The sequence below is a fragment of the Arthrobacter sp. B0490 genome, from assembly GCF_002929355.1.
Classification (GTDB): Bacteria; Actinomycetota; Actinomycetes; order Actinomycetales; family Micrococcaceae; genus Arthrobacter_D.
Genome location: NZ_PJIR01000002.1, coordinates 84951 through 104392 on the forward strand (window position 1 = coordinate 84951; position 19442 = coordinate 104392).

The window sequence follows — 19442 nt, forward strand, 5'->3', positions numbered from 1 at the left end:
TTCATGACCGAGGCACTGCCCACCCTCTGGTTCGTCGTCATCGCCGTGCTCTGGGCGGGTTACCTCTTCCTCGAGGGATTCGACCTCGGTGTCGGCATGCTCATGAAGCTGATGGCGCGGAACGACACGCAGCGGCGCGTCCTGCTGAACACGGTCGGACCGGTGTGGGACGGCAACGAGGTGTGGCTCGTCACGGCCGTCGGCGCGACGTTCGCCGCCTTCCCGTCCTGGTACGCGTCGCTGCTGTCGGCGCTCTACCTGCCCTTCCTGTGCGTGCTGCTCGGCCTGATCTTCCGGGCGGTCGCCTTCGAATGGCGCGGCAAGCGGGACAGCGATGCCTGGCGTGGCCGCTGGGACTGGGCCATCGCCATCGGCTCCTTCACCGCAGCGGCGGGGATCGGTGCGGTCCTCGCGCTGACGACGACGGGACTCCCGCTCGACGCCGACGGGAACCGTGTGGGCGGCGCCTTCGCGTGGGCCACCGCGCCGGCGTTCCTCGGGGCGGCCGCCGTCGTGCTGTTCTGCCTCGTGCATGCGGCGGCGTTCATCGCGCTCAAGACCGAGGGGCGCGTGCACGACCAGTCCGAGCGACTGTTCCGCCGGCTCCTGCCCGTCGCGCTGGTCCCGTTCCTGGGGTGGGCCCTCCTCGTCCAGCTGGACACCGGGACGGCCGTCACCTGGCTGGCCGTGGTGCTCGCCGTCGTGGCCGTCATCGCCGCCCACCGCTGCTCGGTCTCAGGGCGCGACGGTCGCGCGTTCGCGTCGCTCGGCGTCGGGATGCTCGCGCTCGTCGGGTCGATCTTCGGGGCGGCGTTCCCTGTCGTGCTGCCCTCCACCCTGGACCAAGCCTTCGACCTGACGGTGCAGAACGCCTCGTCGTCGCCCTACACGCTCGGCCTGATGAGCGTCGTCGCATGCTTCGGGCTGCCCCTCGTCCTCGCGTACCAGGGATGGACGTACTGGGTCTTCCGCCGGCGCGTGTCGGAGGCGAGCATCCCCGCAGCACACGTCGTGGCCCCCCTGTGAGCGCCGCCGCTCCGGCCGTGCCCAGGGCCCGGCGCGCGTCCCCTCTCGCCGTCCTGTCCTCGGGCGGACCGGCAGGCTCGACGGGCGCAACAGGGGCTCCGTCGGCCGTGTACCTCCTCGGTGTGCTCGCCGCCGCCCGCGCCGCGGGACTGGTGCTCATGGCGCAGGCCCTCGCGCTCGGCATCGCGTCCCTCGCCGGCGGAGCGCCGGACGTCCGGGCCGTCCTCGTCCAGGGCGCGCTCGGCGCCGCCCTGCGCGCCGTCGCGGCCTGGGGGCAGGACGCGACCGCCGCGCGCCTCGCTCTCGGGGCCAAGGAGGGCCTGCGCGAGGCGGCCCTGCTGCGCGTGCTCGACGACGGCGGCACCACACGGGCGGATACCGCCGGCAGCGGGCAGGGTTCCCTCGCCGTGCTGCTGACCCGCGGGCTCGACGGCCTCGACAAGTACTACACGCAGTACCTGCCCGCACTGATCACCTGCGCCGTCGTCCCACTGCTCATCGGCACGCGGATCCTCCTCGCCGACTGGGTCAGCGCCCTCATCATCGTGCTCACCGTGCCGCTGGTCCCCGTGTTCATGGCACTGATCGGCCTGCACACGCAGGAGCGCACCCAGGAGGCGGCCGCCGCCCTGGGGCGCCTGTCCGACCACCTGCTGGAGCTGGCGAGGGGGCTCCCCGTCCTCGTCGGCCTCGGCCGTGCCGCCGAGCAGACCCGGGCGCTCCGCGACATCGCCGGCACGTACACCTCCCGCACCATGACGACCCTCCGCACCGTGTTCCTCTCGTCCCTCGCCCTGGAACTCATCAGCACCATCTCCGTGGCCGTCGTCGCCGTGTTCGCGGGGGTGCGCCTGATCCACGGCGACCTGGGCCTGGAGACGGCCCTGGTCGCGCTGATCCTCGCGCCGGAATGCTACGGACCGCTGCGCGACCTCGGCGCGGCGCACCACGCCAGCGAGGACGGCGAGGAAGCCGGCGCCCGCGTCCGAGCGGTCATCACCGCCCCTCCCGCCGGGGCCCCCGCGCCGGTGCGCGCTCCGTCCTCCGCACCCGCGTCGTCCTCCGCACCCGCGTCGTCCGTGCCGTCCCTCGCACCCGCGTCGTCCGTGCCGGGCGGCGTCCGCGTCGAAGGCCTCACGGCACGGTACGACGGCGTCGTCGAACCGGTGTTCGAGGACGTCTCGTTCGTCCTCGCCCCGGGATCGGTGCTGGCACTCCGGGGCCCCAGCGGGTCGGGGAAGACGACGCTCATGCGGGCGCTGGCCGGGGGAGCGGCGATCCCGGCGGCATTGCGGCTGGAGGGCCGCGTCGACGGCCTGCCCGAAGGCGGGATCGCGTGGGTCCCCCAGCACCCGGAGCTCCTTCTGGCGACCGTCCGCGCGGAACTGGGCCTGTATGCCCGGCTGCCGGTGGATGCCCCGGCCATCGACGCCCAGCTCGCCGCAGTGGGCGCCGCCGGACTGGCCGACCGGCAGACCGGGGAGCTGAGCCCCGGCGAGCTACGCCGCGTCGCCGTCGCACGCGCCCTGCTCCGCGCGCAGGACCCGGCGGTCCGCCTCCTGCTCCTCGACGAACCGACCGCCCACGTGGACGACGACGCCTCCCGCGCCATCCGGGGGGCCATCGCGGCCCGCCGGCCGGGGCTCTCCGTCCTCCTGATAGCACACGACGACGAAACGGCCGGCCTCGCGACGGGCGAGCTCCGGCTGGACGCGCGGCAGTCCCTGGTGACGCAGGGCTCGGCGTCCTCCGCCCGGCCCGGCGGACGCGCGGAGAACCTGTGCGCCGCCGTCGTGGGTCCTCGCGCGGCCGTCCTTCCCGGCGCCGCGGGTCCCGCCGCCGGGCAGGGCCCGGCCGGCCCGGCTGCCCTGGTTGCGTCCGGTGCGTCCGGCGCCCGCACCGGGTCGTCGGACGCCGACCCGGCGGGATCGGACGCCGTCCGCGGGCTGTCCTGGCTCCGGTCCGTGCGCGACGTCCTGCACCTCGTCCGGCCGTGGGACCGTCGGTTCCTCGCCGCCGCCGCCCTGGGGCTCGGTGCCTCGGTCTTCGCCGTCGCGCTCACCGCGCTCAGCGGCTGGCTCATCGTCCGGGCCGCCGAGCAGCCGCCGATCCTCTACCTCCTCACCGCCATCGTCGGCGTGCGGTTCTTCGGCATCGGACGCTCCCTGCTGCGTTACGAGGAGCGCCTCTGGCTCCATCGCGCGGTGTTCCACCGTGCCGACGACACGCGCCTGCGGCTGTGGACCGGGCTCCTGGGAGCCGGGCGCTCGTGGCGCACGATAGCCCGGGGTTCGGGCGGCGTCGAGCGGCTCGTGGGGGACATCGACGAGTTGAGGGACCTCTCGGCCCGGACCCTGCTGCCCTTCGTCACCTCGGTGCTCACCGGACTCGCTGCCCTCGCCACGACGGCCGTGCTGCACCCGGCCGGTCTCGGCTGGCAGGCCCTCGCCGTGGGGGCGGCCCTCGTCGTCGCCCCGTTCGTGGCGGTCACGCGGGAGCGGGCTGCCGGTGCCGCGGCCGTGCAGCTGCGCGCCGACGCCCTCGAACGCGTCACCGGTCTCCTCCGGGCAGCGCCCGACCTCCGGGTGAACGGCGCCCATCGCGCCGCGCTCGGGGCGACGCGGCAGCTGGACCGCAGGGCGTCGGCCGCCTCGCGACGGTCCGCCGCCGCTGCCGGAGCGGCGACGGCGGTCGTCGTCGCGGCGAGCTGTGCAGCATCGCTCGGCATCCTTGCGGGTTCGGCCGGCCGACCCGCCGACACCACGGCGGTGCTCGTGCTGATGCAGCTCGCCCTGATCGAACCCTTCGTCGCAGGAGCATCCGCGGTGCAGCACTGGGGTGCGCTCGCCGCCGTCGTGCGCCGACTCCGGCCGAGGCTCGGTCCTCCCCGGGACTGGGACTCGCTCGGTACGGGCAGCACCGGAGGAGTCCCGGCCCCTGTCCGGCGGCTCGACCTCGAGGGCGCCGCCATCGGGTACGGGCCCGGCCGGCCCGTGGTGACGGGCGTGGACCTCCGCCTCGTACCGGGCCGCTGGACCGGCCTCACGGGACCGTCCGGCAGCGGGAAGTCGACGGTGATCGGTGCGTTGCTGGGGTTCCTGCCTCTCGAGGAGGGGCGGCTGCTCGTGGACGGCGTGCCGGGTGACGGCGGCTCCGGACCGCGCATCGCATGGTGTCCGCAGGAGAGCCACCTCTTCGACTCGAGCCTCCGCTCCAACCTGCAGCTCGCACGACCGCCCGGGGACCCCGCCACCGACCGGGAACTCGAGGACGCCCTCCGCGCGGTGGGTCTCTCGGAGTTCGTGGCCGGCCTCGAGCACGGGCTCGATGCGCAGGCCGGCGCGGGTGGTTCGCGGTTGTCCGGCGGTCAGCGGCAGCGGCTCGCCGTGGCCCGCGCGCTGCTGACGCGGTCCGGCGTCGTGCTCCTCGACGAGCCCACCGCGCACCTCGACGCCGACGGCGCCCGCTCGCTGCTGGCGGACCTGCGCCGCGGGTTGTCCGGGACCGCGGTCCTCCTGGTGACCCACGACCCCGACGAGGCAGCACTGTGTGACGAGACGGTGGTCCTGCCGGGCGCTGCCATCTCTCCCGCTGCTGCATGAACCGGCAACGGCGGGCAGGCCGGGCGCCGCGCGGCAGCTCCCTCGCCGTGCTGCCGGGCCGGCGCCCCCCGGCCGTCGCGGCCCGGTCGCAGGGAACGCCCCGCCGGAGCGGGGCGTCGCATCCGGCCGGTCCCGCGCACCCTGCAATACGCTGAGGTCATGAGCACCCCCGATCCGTCCGGGCAGCACCCCGGCAGCAGCGCGGCGAGAACCGAGGCGCCCTCACTGCCCGCGGTGCTGCGGTGGCGTCCCCTCACCTACGCGGACATCAACGCCTGGCTGGCACTGATTCGCCGTATCGCGGCCGTCGACGAACCCGACTGGGTGGAACAGCGCGCCGACCTCGAGCAGGCGTTACGGGCCTCCAAGAACGATCCTCGCCGGGACACGATCGCAGGCTTCGACGACGGCGGCGTGCCCCGGGCCTTCGGGCGGCTGTCCATGAACTCCGGTTCCTCGCTCGTCCATGGCGCGGGCGGCGTGGATCCGGGATGGCGCGGTCGGGGCATCGGGCGCGCGGTCCTCGCCTGGCAGGCCTGGCGGGCGGCGGCGCGACTGCGCGAGACGGGTCAGACCGAGGGCGTCTTCCGGAACTACGTGGAGGAACGGAACCCCTCGCACCTGGCCCTGCTCACGGCGAGCGGGAGCACGATCGTCCGGTACTTCACCGAGATGACGCGACCGCTGGACCAGCCCATCCCCGACCTGCCCTTCCCCGCGGAACTGGACCTCGTGAGCTTCGCCGACGGCGCCGACCGGAACATCACGGAACTGGTCCGGCTCGCCCACAACGATGCCTTCCAGGACCACTGGGGGAGCGAGCCCCGTGACCAGGAGTCGTGGCAGTTCACCGTCAGCCACCCCGAGTTCCGCGCCGACTGGAGCCTCGCCCTGCTCGACCCGGCCAGGGGCGAGGTGGCGGCCTACCAGCTCGCCAGCTACGACCCCGACTCCCGCGAGCTGCTGGGTCATACGGAGGGTTACACGGACCTCCTGGGCGTGCGGAGGTCGTGGCGCGGCCGCGGCCTGGCGCCGGCACTCCTGGCCGAGGCGATGAAGCGTTACCGGGCTGCCGGGATGGACAACGCCGGGCTGGGCGTCGACACCGAGAACCCCTCGGGCGCACTCGGCCTCTACGAACGCATGGGGTACGTGCCGACCCAGCGAGCGATCGTGTTCGACCTGCCGCTCACCGTTCCCGCGGACTGACCGGCACCGCGCGGCGCGTGAACCCGGCGCGGCGGCACAGGGCCGGGGCGGCGTTCCACCGGGTCTGGACACCCGGCGCGGCGGTCCGGCCGGCAGGCGGCTAGAGCAGGGTTCCCTGGCCGTCGTCCGCCGTGTCAGCCGGCTCCGGAGTGCCGGGCGCCGATCCGTCCACCAGCCGGACCCCGGTCGTCCCGGCAGGGGCGACCGGCCTGGACGCCTCGATGAGACCCGCCAGTCCCGGCCCGACGGCGTCGATCTGCTGCGTCAGCGGAACGCCCGAGCCGTCCCGTCGGCCGTGTTCGGTGGGCAGTGCCCGGGCGACGCCGTTGGCCGACGCGGCGCGCGCCGGGCCGTGGCCGGCCCACGCGAGGGACAGGGTCTCCTCCCCGCGGAGGAACCGGTGCGCCCGTACGCCCGCCGTGGCTCGACCCTTGACGGGGTACTCGGAGAACTCGGTGATCTTGGCCGATCCCGCGGCCGTGCCCGGGAGGGCGTTCCCGGCCGCGGCGACAGTGACCACCACGCCCTGTTCGTCCCCTGCGGCCACCGCGCCGAAGTGCAGCACGGAGTCGCCGGCCGTGAGCTTGATGCCCGCCATGCCGCCGGCCGTCCTGCCCTGCGGGCGGACCACGGACGCCGGGAACCTGAGCAGCTGCGCCTGGCGCGTGATGAACACGAGGTCGTCTGCGTCGGAGGCCGACGCCACACCCACCACCCTGTCCTTGGGCTTGAGCGTGACGACCTCCCAGTCGTCGCGGTTCAGCGGGTAGTCCGGCTGCACGCGCTTCACCACGCCCTGCGCGGTCCCGAGAGCCACGACGCCGTTCAACGGGGCCAGCCCCACGAGGCTCTCACCCCGCTCGAGCGTGATGAACTCCGACGACGGCACCCCGCCCGCCAGGTTCGGTACCCCGGCGGTGGGGGGCAGGGCGGGCATGTCCATGACCTGGAGGCGGATCATGCGGCCGGCGGAGGTCACGGCCCCCACCTCGCCGCGCGCGGTCGACGGCAGCACGGAGCGGAAGGCGTCGTGCTTGATGCGCTGTCCCTCGCCGAGGGGCTGGCGGTCCGAGGTGCGGGCGAGCTGCCCCGACGCCGAGAGCAGCACCCAGCAGGGGTCGTCGGCGATCTCGAGCGGCAGCACGGACTTCGCGCCCTTGCCGGCCGGGGCGGGAAGCGTGGAGCCCTTGAGCGGCGCGGCGGCCTCGGACTCGAGCAGGACGGTCCGGCGTGGGGTGGCGAACTGGTCGGCCAGCTCCGCGAGTTCGTCGGACACGAGCGTGCGGAGCCGTTCCTCGGAGCCGAGGATGGCCTCCAGCCCCGCGATGTCCAGGCGGAGCTGCTCCTGTTCCTTCTCCAGCTCGATGCGCGAGAACCGGGTGAGCTGGCGCAGGCGCAGCTCGAGGATGTGGTTGGCCTGGACCTCGGTGAGGTCGTAGATGGACATGAGTCGCACCCGGGCGGCCGAGGACTCGTCCGAGGATCGGATGATCTGGATGACCTCGTCGATGTCGACGATCGCGACGAGCAGGCCCTCGACCAGGTGCAGTCGGTCGCGCTTGCGCTGCAGCCGGAAGGAGGTGCGCCGGCGGACCACGAGGATCCGGTGGGCGACGTAGACCTGCAGGAGCTCCCGGAGCCCGAGCGTGCGCGGCTGCCCGTCCACGAGCGCGACGTTGTTGATGCCGAAGGAGTCCTCCATCGGGGTGAAGCGGTAGAGCTGCGCCAGCACGGCGTTCGGATTGAACCCGTTCTTGAGCTCGATCACGAGGCGGAGCCCGTGGGTGCGGTCGGTCAGGTCGACGATGTCCGAGATGCCCTGGAGCTTCTTCGAGGTGACGGCGTCCTTGATCCGCTCGATCACCTTCTCGGGCCCCACGGTGTACGGCAGTTCCGTCACCACGAGGCCGGTCCGCCGGGCGGACAGCTGCTCGACCGTTACGGTCGCGCGGGTCTTGAAGGAGCCGCGGCCCGTCGCGTAGGCGTCGCGGACACCGTCGAGCCCCACGATCTTGCCGCCGCTCGGCAGGTCGGGTCCGGGGACGAAGCGTGTCAGGTCCTCGAGGGAGGCATCGGGGTGGGCGATGAGGTGACGGGCCGCGGCGACGACCTCGCCGAGGTTGTGCGGCGGCATGTTCGTGGCCATGCCCACGGCGATCCCGCTGGCACCGTTGACGAGCAGGTTCGGGAAGGCGGCGGGGAGGACCTCGGGCTGCGTCAGCTGGTTGTCGTAGTTGGGGACGAAGTCGACGACGTCCTCGTCGAGGTGGTTCGTCAGGGTCAGGGCGGCCGCCGCGAGGCGCGCCTCGGTGTAGCGGGCGGCGGCGGGGCCGTCGTCGAGGGACCCGAAGTTGCCGTGGCCGTCGATGAGGGGGAGGCGCAGGGAGAAGTCCTGGGCCATGCGCACCATGGCGTCGTAGATGGCGGTGTCGCCGTGCGGGTGCAGCTTGCCCATGACCTCCCCGACGACGCGCGCGGACTTCACGTGTCCTCGGTCCGGGCGCAGGCCCATGTCCGTCATCATGTACAGGATGCGCCGCTGGACGGGCTTCAGCCCGTCGCGCGCATCGGGGAGGGCGCGGGAGTAGATCACCGAGTACGCGTACTCGAGGAAGGAATCCTCCATCTCGGCCTTGACGTCGATGTCGATGATCTTCTCGGTGAAATCCTCCGGCGGTGCGGAGTTCTGGCGCCTGGCCACGTGGCGGTTCCTCAACAACTCAGGTGTTCGAATGGGGTGATCTGCGGGCATCCGCGCGTCAGGTCGCGGCTCGGGCCGGGAACGGGGGATGCCGACTACCCTGAGTCTATGGCGACGGACGGACAATACCCGGAATATTGGGAGGCTGATGTCGTCCTGCGCGACGGCGGGACCGGGCACCTGCGCCCCATCTCGCCCTCCGACGCGGACGCGGTCCAGGCGTTCCACGTCCGCCAGTCGCAGAACTCCATCTACCTGCGGTTCTTCACCTACAAGGCCAAGCTCAGCGCGAAGGAGCTCAAGCGCTTCACGGAGGTGGACCACAGGGACCGCGTGGCCTTCGTCATCACGCGGGGCTCCGACATCATCGGCATCGGCCGCTACGACCGCCTCGACGACCCGCTCGAGGCCGAGGTCGCCTTCAACGTCTCGGACCACCACCAGGGGCGCGGCGTCGGGTCCATCCTGCTCGAACACCTCGCCGCGGCCGCCCTCGAGAACGGCATCCGGCGCTTCTCGGCCGAGGTCCTCCCCGAGAACCGCAAGATGATCACGGTCTTCGCGGATGCCGGCTACGAGGTGGCCCGGCACTTCGACGACGGCGTGGTGATGCTCAGCTTCGACATCGATCCCACCCGGAGGTCGCGGGCCGTGATGGAGGCGCGCGAGCACCGCGCGGAGGCGAGGAGCATGGCCGAGCTCCTCACGCCGTCGTCGGTGGCCGTCATCGGGGCGAGCCGCGAGCGGGGCACCGTCGGCTACGCCCTGCTGGAGCACCTCATCGACGGCGGTTTCACGGGCCGGGTGTACGCCGTCAACCCGGAGGCCTTCGAGCTGCACGGCATGATCTCCCACGCCTCGCTGGCCGAGGTCCCCGAACCCGTGGATCTCGCCGTCGTCGCCGTACCCCACGACCAGGTGGACGCGGTGGTCGACCAATGCGCCCGCGCCGGGGTCCGGGGACTCCTCGTGGCGACGGCCGGATACGCCGATGACGGCGGGGAAGGCCTCGCACGGCAGCGGGACCTCGTGCACAAGGCCCGTGCGCACGGGATGCGCGTGGTGGGCCCGGCGTCGCTGGGGCTGGTGAACACCGACCCCACCGTCCGCCTCAACGCCTCGATGGCGCCCGAGCTGCCCCGCCGGGGTGCCCTCTCGCTCTTCAGCCAGTCGGCGGGACTCGGGGTGCTCCTCTACGCGAGCGCACACCGCCGCGGGCTCGGGGTGTCCTCCGTGATCTCGGCAGGCAACCGCGCCGACGTGTCCGGGAACGACGCCATGCAGTTCTGGGAGGACGACACCACGACCCGCGCCGTCGGGCTGTACTTCGAATCGATCGGCAACCCCCGGAAGTTCTCACGCATCGCCCGCCGCCTCGCGCGGACGAAGCCCGTCATCGTCGCGAAGTCCGACGTCACGGGACTGCAGCTCCCGCCCGGCCACGCGGTACGGACCACCCAGGCGCCGGCCGGTGCACTCGACTCGATGCTCCGCCAGTCGGGGGTGATGAGGGTCGAGACGACGGAACAGCTCATGGACATCGCGCAGATCGTCGCCAGCCAGCCCCTGCCGCAGGGTCCGGGCGTCGCGGTCTTCAGCAACTCGTCGGCGCTCGGCAAGGTCGTGGCCGACGGCGTCGTCTCCCAGGGGATGACCGTCGCGCGGCTCGAGGCGGGCCTGCAGCTCGACACGGGGCAGTCCGTGGCCCTGCCCGCCCTCACGGCGGCCGTCGACGAGGCGCTGCGCGCGGAGTCCGTGCACGCCGCGATCGTCACCACGCTGCCGGCGCGGGGCCTGACGGCCGACGCCGTGGCCGCGTGCCTGCAGGGGTGCGCCGAGCGGGCCGGCAAACCGGTCATCGCCTCGTTCACGGGCATCCTCGACGCCCGGCTGCAACTCGACGGGCTCGTCTGCGCGCCGTCGGATTCCCCCGAGGAGACGGACGCCACCGTCACGGGGCCGCTCGAGGCCGGTGGGGGCGCCCCGGCGGGAGGGGATGCCGGTGCGGGCGCCCCGGCCGACCGCGGGACCGCCGCCGTCCTGCCCCTGCAGCGCGGTCTGCCCTGCTTCCCGAGCCCGGGCGCCGCGCTCGCGGCACTGGGCGCCGTCGTCCGGTACGCGCAGTGGCGTGCCCGCGACCACGGCGAGTTCGTCGACCCGGCAGGGATCGACGTCGACGGGGCCACACGGGTCCTCGGGCAGGTCCGGGCGCGCGTCGCGGACATCGAACTCACCCGGCTCACCCCCGACGAGTGCGCGTCGCTCATGGGCGCCTACGGCATCCGGCTGCTGCCGTCGGCCCGCTTCTCCTCGGCGGACGAGGCGGTCGAGCAGGCCGGCCGCCTGGGCTGGCCGGTCGCCCTGAAGACCATGGAGGAGCACCTCAGGCACCGCCTCGACCTCGGCGGGGTGCGGCTGAACATCGACGACGCCGAGTCCCTGCGGCGCAACATCACCCGGATGGAGAAGGTGCTCGCGCCCTTCGGGCACTTCGGTATGGAGGTGCAGTCGATGGCACCCCCCGGCCAGGCCTGCAGCATCCGCGCCATCGAGGACCCGCTCATGGGGCCGGTGGTGTCCTTCGGGCTCGCCGGGGACTCCGTCAACCTCCTCGACGACTGGGCCCACGCCGTCCCGCCGCTGAGCACCGGGGACATCGCCGACCTCGTCCGGGCGCCGCGCGCCTCCCGCAAGCTCTTCGGCTACCAGGGCCTCCCGCCCGCGGATGTGGCGGCGATCGAGGACCTCGTGGCCCGCGTGGCCCTGCTGAAGGACAACCACCCCGAGATCGCGCTGCTCGACTTCAACCCGGTGCTCGTCGCGTCGTCGGGCCTCACGGTACTCAGCGCCGCGATCGACGTCGGCAACCCCCAGCGGCGGACCGACAGCGCACGCCGCGCCATGCGCGACTGACGCCTCCGGGTTAGGCACAACGCGGTGCGGTGGGGGAAACTGGGGGTATGACCCCATCGCTTTCCGCGCAGTGGCGCGACCTCGACGCGTCGCTCGAGCGGGCTGGCTTCTACCCGCGCCTCGTGGCCGACGTCGTCCACGACGCGCTCGACGGGCGCGAGCCGCTGTCGCACGTCGCGCACCTCGAGACGCACTTCGAGCGCACGGAGGTGCACCGGCACATCACCGTGCTCGTGCTCACCGAGGACATGCTCGTCATCACGCACGTCGACGACCAGCAGCTCGACGACGCCGGCGAGCAGGTGACGGCGCAGATCTCCACGGAGTCCGTCCCCGTCAGCCAGATCCAGTCGGTGGTGCTCAGCTACCTGTACGCCCAGCCGCAGGACTACAAGCCCAGCGACCCCGTCCGCGAGATGACGCTCGCGATCGCCTGGTCGGGCGGGCAGCGCCTCGACATCGGCCCCGCGAGCTGCGGCGACCCCCAGTGCGACGCCGACCACGGACTCACCGGCACGGTGGCGCAGGAGGACATCGTCCTGCGGGTCAGTGCCGAGGCGGACGGCGCACAGGCCGTCCAGAACGCGAAGGCGTTCGCCCGTGCCCTGCGGAAGGCCAACACGGCCAGCCCGGCGGCCGGCGTCTTCGTCGGGCCCCCGGATGTCACGGCGCGCCGGCAGCCCGGCTTCGGCGGGCGGTTCAACCGGGCGCACCACCAGCAGTAGCCGTGTCCCTCGTGCACAGGGAGCCCCTCCCGGCTCCGCCCCTCTACGGTGCCTCGACCGTGGCCGACGTGATGACCAGTGCCGCCGCGGCACTCGGCGTGGAGGGCTTCACCAACGCCCTGGCACTGCCGGCGTCCCGGCGGATCGCCGTCGTCATGGTGGACGGCCTCGGCATGCCGCTCCTGCGCAAGCACGCCGCGCACGCCCCCTTCCTGCGGGAGAGCCTCGACTCCGCCCGCATCCTGTCGTCCGCCTTCCCCTCCACGACGGCGGCCTCGCTCGCCAGCCTCGGCACGGGCCTGCCCCCGGGCCAGCACGGCATGGTGGGCTACGACGTGCTCGACCCCGCCCAGGACCGCGTCGTCAACATGCTCGGGCGCTGGGACGCCGACGTCGATCCGCTGTCCTGGCAGCCCCACCCGACGGTCTTCGAGCGGGTGGCCGCGCACCTGCCGGTGGTCACCGTCAGCCAGCCACGCTTCGAGGACTCGCCCATGACGCGGGCGGCACTGCGCGGTGCCACGTTCGCCGGTGCGGGTACCATCCACGCGCGGATCGACGCCGCCGCGGAGCACCTGGCCGGGGCGCCGTCCATGCTCCTGTACTTCTACGTCAACGACCTCGACAAGGCGGGTCACCGGTACGGCATCGACTCGCCGGAGTGGGTGCGTGCCCTGGAGGACCTCGACGCCGCGCTGAAGCTCCTGGCCCGCAGGGTGCCGTCCGACACGCTCCTGCTGCTCACCGCGGACCACGGCATGGTCGACATCCCTGCGGCCCAGCGCATCGACTACTCCGAGCGCGCCGACCTCCTCGAGGGCGTGGCGCACACCGGCGGCGAGCCGCGCATGCTCCACCTCTACCTCGATCCCGACCTCTCCGACGGGGACCGGGACGCGCTCGCCCTGCGCTGGCACGAGGCCTTCGGCTCCCGGGCCTGGATCATCACCCGGGCGGAAGCCGTCGCCCACGGTTACTTCGGGGCGGTGAGCGACGCCGTCCTGCCGCGCATCGGGGACCTGCTCGTCCTGGCCCGCGAGGGCATCGCTCTGATCGACGGACGCCGGGTCCAGCCCGCGGCCTTCGAGATGGTCGGGCAGCACGGCTCCCTCACCCGGGCCGAACGGGACATCCCGCTGCTCACCCTGCCGAAGCCCGGGGCCGGTCGGCGCCGGGGCGGCAAGGGGGCAGGCCGTGGCTGAGCTGCTGTTCTTCTCCGGCACGATGGACTGCGGCAAGTCGACGCTCGCGCTGCAGATGGACCACAACCACAAGGCCCGCGGGCGGCGCGGGGTGCTCTTCACCTCCCACGACCGCGCGGGGGAGTCGATGATCTCCAGCCGCCTCGGGCTGCACGTCCCGGCCGTCGAGGTCTTCCCGGACACGGACTTCTGGGTCGAGCTGACGGTCCGGCAGACGATGGGAGCCCGGGTCGACTACGTCATCTGCGACGAGGCCCAGTTCTACTCGACCGACCAGATCGACCAGCTCGCGCGCGTCGTGGACGAGATGGGGATCGACGTGTTCGGCTTCGGCATCACCTCGGATTTCCGCACGCGGTTGTTCCCTGGCTCGCAGCGGCTCATCGAACTCGCCGACCGCGTGCAGGTCCTGCAGGTGGAGGCCCTCTGCTGGTGCGGCAAGCGGGCCACCCACAATGCCCGCACGGTGGACGGCGTCATGGTCGTCGAGGGCGACCAGATGGTGGTGGGCGACGTCGAGCGGTCGCCCGACGCGGACCCGCGCCCCGACGACGACCTGGGCCTCGACCTGCGCGGCCTCGTCACGGGCGTGCGTCCCGGGCCGGTCACGGCGGAGGAGACCCGCGACCCGGTGGTCGGCTACGAGACGCTGTGCCGACGGCACCACATGCGTCGCCAGACCTCGCGGACGTCGCCGTCGCTCTACTCCAACGAGGCGCCACTGCCCTTCGAGCCGAAGCAGCGCGAGTCTGGCAGAATCTGACCATGCCGCACACCGGAGGAAACACCGAGGACGGACGACACGGCATCGAGGACTCCCTGCGCGTGCCGTTCTGGATCGTGCTCGCGGGAGTCGGGGTCGGAGCCTTCTGGGCGCTGGCCGGGGTCACCGTCGGCGCCGCCGTGGCCCGCCGTCGGGGCACCGGAGGGCGCATCGGACGGCCCGCCCGGACGGCGGGTCCGCCCTGGATGGTCCGGCGCCGCTAGTCGCCCTTGCGTCCGAAGACGATGTCGTCCCAGCTCGGCACACTGGACCGCTTCGGCTTGGGACGGCGCTCCGCAGCCGGATCGGCTGCGGGCTTCGCCGCGTCCTTCGGTTCCGTGTCCGCGTCCTCGGCGCGAGCCGGCGCAGCGCCGGCCCCCGTGGAGCGGGGAGCGGGGGCGGACGGCGCGGCGACGGGAGGCTGCTGCGGACGGGTGGGCCGCGCGAAGACGCTGATCTCGCGGGTCTCCGTGCTCACCCCGTCGTACAGCCTGGGCGTCCCGTCCTCGTGGTGCGGGGACTCGGGCTCCGCGGCGAGGACGTCCTCGGAGTCGTCTGCTGCACGCGGCGCGAGGGCGAGACCCGGCACCTGGACGTCCTGGTCCTCCTCGACCGCGTCGTCCGTCCTCGGATGTGCTGCCGGGATGCCGCCCCGGCTGAGGAGTTCGGCGAGGGCGTCGTCGCCGTCCTCGTCGGCGCCCAGGCGCTGGCCGCGCCGCGAGCGGAGGACGTCCAGCAGGCCGTCCTGGTCCGCCTGCGCGGGCTCCGTCACCTCGTCGGTCTTCTCCGCCTCGAAATCGAAGACATGGTCCGCGACGGCGCTGAGCCTGCGGGCCGGGAGCGGACCGTCGAGCGGCTCCAGTTCGCTGAGGACCTGCGCCCACCGGTTGCCGTTGGTGACGGTCTTCCGCGTCGGGTTGTAGGTCCACCGTGCGGGCGGCTGCTCCCCGAGATCGACTCCCGCGTCGGGCAGGTCGAAGGACGCCTCGACGTGCCAGGAACCGTCCTGGCGGCGCCAGGAGTCCCACTCCAGCGACGACGGATCGATCCCGTAGCTGCGTACCCGGAACGCCACCATGTCTCCGAGGAGGGCGGGGCTCTCCCCGAACGCGGAGCGGTAGCCGTCGTGGCTCGGCAGGGGGGTCGCCACCTCCACGCGCTGCGCGAGGTACGCCACGTAGTCGCGCTCGGCGCGGACCGGGCCCTCATAGCGCTCGACGTGCGCGAGGTCGAGGCCGGACTCCGCGGAGACCTGCTCCGCCGTCGCGCCCATGCGGATGCGTGCCTGGATGTCCCGGGGGGTGAGGTGGACCGGGGGCTTCGCCGGCTTCCGCCGGGGCTCCTCGGGCGCCGGCCCGGCGGGTGCCTGCGATGCCGGCGCAGTCGATTCCCCGACTCCGGTGGTCGCGGTGCGCAGCGCGTCGTCGACGGGCAGCCGGTAGGACGTGCCCTCCTCGCCGCTCAACAGCAGATGTTCGCCATCCACACCCACCAGGCGTAACTCCTGCATCGATTCCTCCAGCCGACAATAATTCCTAGGTGAAACTGTGCCACTGAATGGCGGCCTTTCCTACTACGCGGCAAGGCGTGGCGTACGTCGCAGGGACGGCGGGCACAAATCCGGCTCCCTCGTCGTTATGCGAGCCGATGGTGCCCGCCGGTCGGGCGGGAGGGGACGAAGGGGGAAGAGGCAGGGATGACGATGGATCACGGAACGGTGCGGACGACGGTCGACGACGGCGAGGCGGCGGAGCTGCAGGGGAGGCCCGCGGTGCGGGTCGCCGTGCCCGGGGCGCCGGCGACGGCACTCCTGCCGTCGCTGATCGACGAGGACGAACTCGAGGCGGCCGATTCCTTCGACCTGCCGGGTGCCGACCTGTCCAGCGAGGAGATCTCGGTGCAGATCCTCGCGGCACAGGCCGACGAGTTCACCTGTGCGTCGTGCTTCCTCGTACGCCACCGCTCGCAGATCGCCCACGATCGGGGCGGTCTGCTCTACTGCGTCGACTGCGAGGGCTGAGGCCCACGGATCAGCGGGCGAGCGCCGCTGCGAGACGCTCGGGGGTGCGCGAGGACGCGAGCCAGTACGGGGTGCGGTCCTCGGGATCCGTGACCTCGATGCGCACCACGGGGGAGATCCAGCCGCGGATGCAGAGGTAGGCGAGACCGTTCAGCCCGGGACCGCGCTGGTAGGTGGCGTCGTCACCCGTGAACCACTCCACGGCACCGAGGTACGTCCGCTCGATGGTCGCGCGGCCGACGGTGAGGGTGGTCGCCGTGACGGCGATGCGGGGCGTCGAGAGGAGGAGCAGCGTGAACACGATGATCGCGACGACGGCGGCGACGCCGTAGGCGACGCCCATGGAGATGGGCGCGAACATCACGATCGTGGCCGCGGAGAAGCCCGCTGCGATGAGCCAGACCCAGGGCGACGGCCAGAGGCGCTCCTCGTAGAGGACGGCCTGGTCTGGTGTGTTCCGGGGGGCTTCCCCTGGCGCGCTGGACATGACTCCAGCATTCCACCAATTCTGCGAGGACTCATCCCGGCCGCCGCCCTCCCCCCGGGCAAAGGGGCTAAGGTGGGGTGCTGGTAACCGGATAGCGTGCGTGGGAGATGCGGTCGATGAGTACACAGCAGGACCTCCCGGTCCAGATCTTGATGCTCGACGACGGTCTCGAGCCGCCCGCCTACGCCACCGACGGTGACGCCGGGGCGGACCTGCGCACCGCCGTCGACGTCGTTCTCGCACCGGGTGAGCGGTCGCTCGTCCCGACGGGAGTGGCGATGGCCCTCCCCGCCGGTTACGTGGGCCTCGTGCATCCGCGCTCGGGCCTCGCCGCGCGGCACGGCGTGACGATCGTGAACGCCCCGGGGACCATCGACGCCGGCTACCGCGGTGAGATCAAGGTCTCCCTCCTCAACACCGACCGCAGGGAGACCGTGCGCTTCGCGCGCGGCGACCGCATCGCCCAGCTGGTCATCCAGCGCGTCGAGCATGCGGTGTTCACGACGGTGGACGAGCTGCCCGGGAGCGTGCGCGGCACGGGCGGATTCGGCTCGACCGGGGGGTTCGGCCCCGCCGAACCGGCACCGGCTGTCGTCGGCTCTCCCGCGGACGGCTGATCGGCCCGCGCTACCCACCGAAGACTGCACCTACTCGACCACGGAATCAGGAAAGGAACCCGGAGATGGCTTTTGGGCGCCTCAGGAAGAAGAAGACCGACGACGCGGACTCGTCGGAGAGCCAGGACGCCACCGCGCCCGCCGACGACGCACCGGAGCCCCCCCGCGACGCTTCCGCCGGGTCGGGCGACGAGGCGGCGGACACGCTCGACGCAGCGGACGCCGCAGACCTCGATGCAGACCTCGATGCAGGCGTCGCTGCGAGCGCGGTCACCGCCGGCGCGGTCCCGCCGGTGCCGGCAGGGCACGTGGCGAGCGCCGACTACGAGCGGCCGGCGCTCGGTCCGTTCGATCTCACCGAGCAGGAGACGGAGAGCGGCTACATCGACCTGGGCGCTCTCCGCATCCATGCGGCCGAGGGGCTGCAGCTTCGCCTCGAGGTGGAGGAACGCAGCAAGCGTGTCATCGCCGTGACCCTGGACCTGGGGGGCTCGACACTGCAGCTCCAGGCCTTCGCCGCACCGAAGACCGAGGGGCTCTGGGAGGAGATCCGGGAGCAGATCGGCGCATCGGTGGGGTCGCAGGGCGGCACCGTCGAGGAACGGCCCGGACGCCTCGGGACGGAGCTCCTCGCCAAGCTGCCGGCGCAGACCCCGGACGGCCAGCCCGGCTACCGCGTGGCCCGTTTCGTGGGCGTCAACGGCCCCCGCTGGTTCCTCCGCGGCGTGTTCGGCGGTCCCGCAGCGTTCGACCAGAATGCCGCCGCACCCATGGAGAAGCTCTTCCGCGGCGTCGTGGTGGTCCGCGGCGACCACCCCCTGCCGCCGCGCGAGCTGCTCCAGCTCCGGTTGCCGAAGGACGCCTCCGCGGGCCCTCCGCAGGCGACCGCGCCGGCACGCCCCGATCTGAATCCGCTCGTGCGCGGTCCCGAGATCACCGAGACCCGCTGACTCCGGTGCCGGCACGGCAGTACGCCCCCGATGCCGCGGACCCGGCGGGCCCGCTGGGCCGGTCGGTGCCCGATCCGTCGGCGGCCGAGGCCCCGGTGCTGCCCGCATCGCCGGGCCCGGCATCCGCGGCGGCTGCCGCGTCCCTGCCCCAGCGTGGCAGGATCAAGGCGCAGGGAGTCATCGCGCGGCTCACCATCGCTCCGGCGACGGCCCCGCCGTCGTTCGCGGTCCTCGCGAGGATCGACTGGAACGGCACGAGCGAGGACGTCCGGCTCGTCTGGATGGGCCAGCGCCGCGTCCCGGGCATCGAGGCCGGTGTCGCCCTGCGCTTCGAGGGGATGCTGAGCCGCGTCCAGGGCACCCCGACCGTGTACAACCCCCGCTACGAGATCATCGGCCGCCCCGAGGAGTACGAATGAGCAACCCCGCATGAGCCACCCGACGAACGAGCCCGGCGCGGACCGCGACCCGGACGAGAGCGCCCGGAGGGCTGCCGGGCGCTCCGCGACGCCGCCGCGCGCGCAGGCGAGCCCGACGGCCGCCGAGCTCGCGACACAGTACGCGGCGAAATCCGGCGTGCGGCGCAACCATGCGGGCCAGATCGACGTGCTCTCCTCGATCGGCGGGGTGCAGGGACTCGCGGAGAGCATCGGCCCCGGACTCGTGTTCACGGTCCTCTTCACGCTCACCACGGACCTCCAGGTCTCCCTGATCGCGGCGCTGGCCGTCTCGGCGGTCTTCACCGCAGTACGGCTCGTCTCGCGGACGCCGGTGACCCAGGCCCTCGCCGGGCTGGTCGGCGTCGCCTTCTGCGCGTTCGTCGCACTGCGCACCGGCAACGCCGAGGACTTCTTCCTCCCCGGGTTCTTCATCAACGGCGCCTACATCCTCGCGATGACCGCCTCCGTGGTCCTCCGCTGGCCGATCGCCGGGCTCCTGTTCGGGTTCCTCCGCAACGAGGGCATCGAGTGGCGCAAGGACCCCGCACGGGTCCGTGCCTACTCCATCGCCACGTGGATCATCGTCGCTGTGCTGGCGCTGCGTCTGGTGGTGCAGGTGCCGCTCTACCTCGCCGAGAACATCGCGGCCCTCGGTTCCACGCGCGTGGCGATGGGCCTGCCGCTGTACGCCCTGGGTCTCTGGCTCGCGTGGATCGTCTCCCGGCCGGTCGGGGACGTGCCCGCCGGCACCGCGCCGCCGAAGGGCTAGCCCGCCAGGAACGGCCCG

General features: G+C 72.9%; 16 protein-coding genes. 13 read left to right on the top strand and 3 right to left on the bottom strand.

Annotated features, from left to right (window positions below):
* Positions 1-3: 3 nt before the first annotated feature.
* The 3 genes from cydB to CXQ97_RS03370 all read left to right on the top strand — a co-directional run bounded on the left by cydB (position 4) and on the right by CXQ97_RS03370 (position 5837).
* Positions 4-1026 carry a cytochrome d ubiquinol oxidase subunit II gene (gene cydB, locus CXQ97_RS03360; protein WP_104179439.1) on the top strand — a complete coding sequence of 341 codons (1023 nt, stop codon included), beginning with the start codon at positions 4-6 and terminating at the stop codon, positions 1024-1026.
* Positions 1023-4628, top strand: coding sequence for a thiol reductant ABC exporter subunit CydC (gene cydC, locus CXQ97_RS03365; protein WP_181034958.1), 3606 nt, complete (start codon positions 1023-1025; stop codon positions 4626-4628). Before cydB ends, cydC begins: the two co-directional genes overlap by 4 nt.
* Positions 4629-4787: 159 nt before the next feature.
* Complete coding sequence (locus CXQ97_RS03370; RefSeq protein WP_104179441.1) at positions 4788-5837, top strand: GNAT family N-acetyltransferase; 1050 nt, start codon at positions 4788-4790, stop codon at positions 5835-5837.
* 100 nt (positions 5838-5937) lie between these two features.
* Here CXQ97_RS03370 and CXQ97_RS03375 read toward each other — a convergent pair whose 3' ends face one another.
* Positions 5938-8538, bottom strand: a complete 2601-nt coding sequence (locus CXQ97_RS03375; RefSeq protein ID WP_181034959.1) for a DNA topoisomerase (ATP-hydrolyzing) subunit A — start codon at positions 8536-8538, stop codon at positions 5938-5940.
* 108 nt (positions 8539-8646) lie between these two features.
* On the opposite strand from CXQ97_RS03375, the gene CXQ97_RS03380 reads away from it, so the two are divergent.
* From CXQ97_RS03380 to CXQ97_RS03400, 5 genes are all read left to right on the top strand, one after another.
* Positions 8647-11451: a GNAT family N-acetyltransferase gene (locus CXQ97_RS03380; RefSeq protein WP_104179443.1), complete on the top strand. Its 2805-nt coding sequence runs from the start codon at positions 8647-8649 to the stop codon at positions 11449-11451.
* A gap of 47 nt (positions 11452-11498) precedes the next feature.
* Entirely contained in the window at positions 11499-12176 is a 678-nt protein-coding gene (locus tag CXQ97_RS03385; RefSeq protein WP_104179444.1) for a DUF5998 family protein, read from the top strand.
* A 71-nt stretch (positions 12177-12247) separates the two neighbouring features.
* The gene (locus CXQ97_RS03390; RefSeq protein ID WP_104179831.1) at positions 12248-13378 is read left to right on the top strand and encodes an alkaline phosphatase family protein; all 1131 of its coding nucleotides are present in this window, start codon (positions 12248-12250) and stop codon (positions 13376-13378) included.
* A complete protein-coding gene (locus CXQ97_RS03395) occupies positions 13371-14141 on the top strand; it encodes a thymidine kinase (RefSeq protein ID WP_104179445.1) in 771 nt (256 codons plus the stop codon). The genes CXQ97_RS03390 and CXQ97_RS03395 overlap by 8 nt, the downstream gene beginning before the upstream one ends.
* A 2-nt stretch (positions 14142-14143) precedes the next feature.
* Positions 14144-14365: a hypothetical protein gene (locus tag CXQ97_RS03400; RefSeq protein WP_104179446.1), complete on the top strand. Its 222-nt coding sequence runs from the start codon at positions 14144-14146 to the stop codon at positions 14363-14365.
* Here CXQ97_RS03400 and sepH read toward each other — a convergent pair.
* Positions 14362-15651: a septation protein SepH gene (sepH, locus tag CXQ97_RS03405; protein WP_104179447.1), complete on the bottom strand. Its 1290-nt coding sequence runs from the start codon at positions 15649-15651 to the stop codon at positions 14362-14364. The two genes, CXQ97_RS03400 and sepH, sit on opposite strands and share 4 nt — an antisense overlap.
* A gap of 186 nt (positions 15652-15837) precedes the next feature.
* On the opposite strand from sepH, the gene CXQ97_RS03410 reads away from it, so the two are divergent.
* Positions 15838-16161 (top strand): DUF4193 domain-containing protein, encoded by a 324-nt coding sequence (locus CXQ97_RS03410; RefSeq protein WP_104179448.1) that lies wholly within the window; start codon positions 15838-15840, stop codon positions 16159-16161.
* Between the two features lie 10 nt (positions 16162-16171).
* Here CXQ97_RS03410 and CXQ97_RS03415 read toward each other — a convergent pair whose 3' ends face one another.
* Positions 16172-16648: a DUF3093 domain-containing protein gene (locus tag CXQ97_RS03415; RefSeq protein WP_104179449.1), complete on the bottom strand. Its 477-nt coding sequence runs from the start codon at positions 16646-16648 to the stop codon at positions 16172-16174.
* 116 nt (positions 16649-16764) lie between these two features.
* On the opposite strand from CXQ97_RS03415, the gene dut reads away from it, so the two are divergent.
* The 4 genes from dut to CXQ97_RS03435 all read left to right on the top strand — a co-directional run bounded on the left by dut (position 16765) and on the right by CXQ97_RS03435 (position 19424).
* Entirely contained in the window at positions 16765-17265 is a 501-nt protein-coding gene (gene dut / locus CXQ97_RS03420) for a dUTP diphosphatase (RefSeq protein ID WP_258062208.1), read from the top strand.
* A gap of 65 nt (positions 17266-17330) precedes the next feature.
* Entirely contained in the window at positions 17331-18215 is an 885-nt protein-coding gene (locus CXQ97_RS03425) for a DUF3710 domain-containing protein (protein ID WP_104179451.1), read from the top strand.
* A 5-nt stretch (positions 18216-18220) separates the two neighbouring features.
* On the top strand, positions 18221-18634 hold the full coding sequence (locus CXQ97_RS03430) for a hypothetical protein (protein ID WP_258062210.1): 414 nt from the start codon (positions 18221-18223) through the stop codon (positions 18632-18634).
* Between the two features lie 10 nt (positions 18635-18644).
* Positions 18645-19424, top strand: a complete 780-nt coding sequence (locus tag CXQ97_RS03435) for a DUF3159 domain-containing protein (RefSeq protein WP_104179452.1) — start codon at positions 18645-18647, stop codon at positions 19422-19424.
* Positions 19425-19442 lie beyond the last annotated feature (18 nt).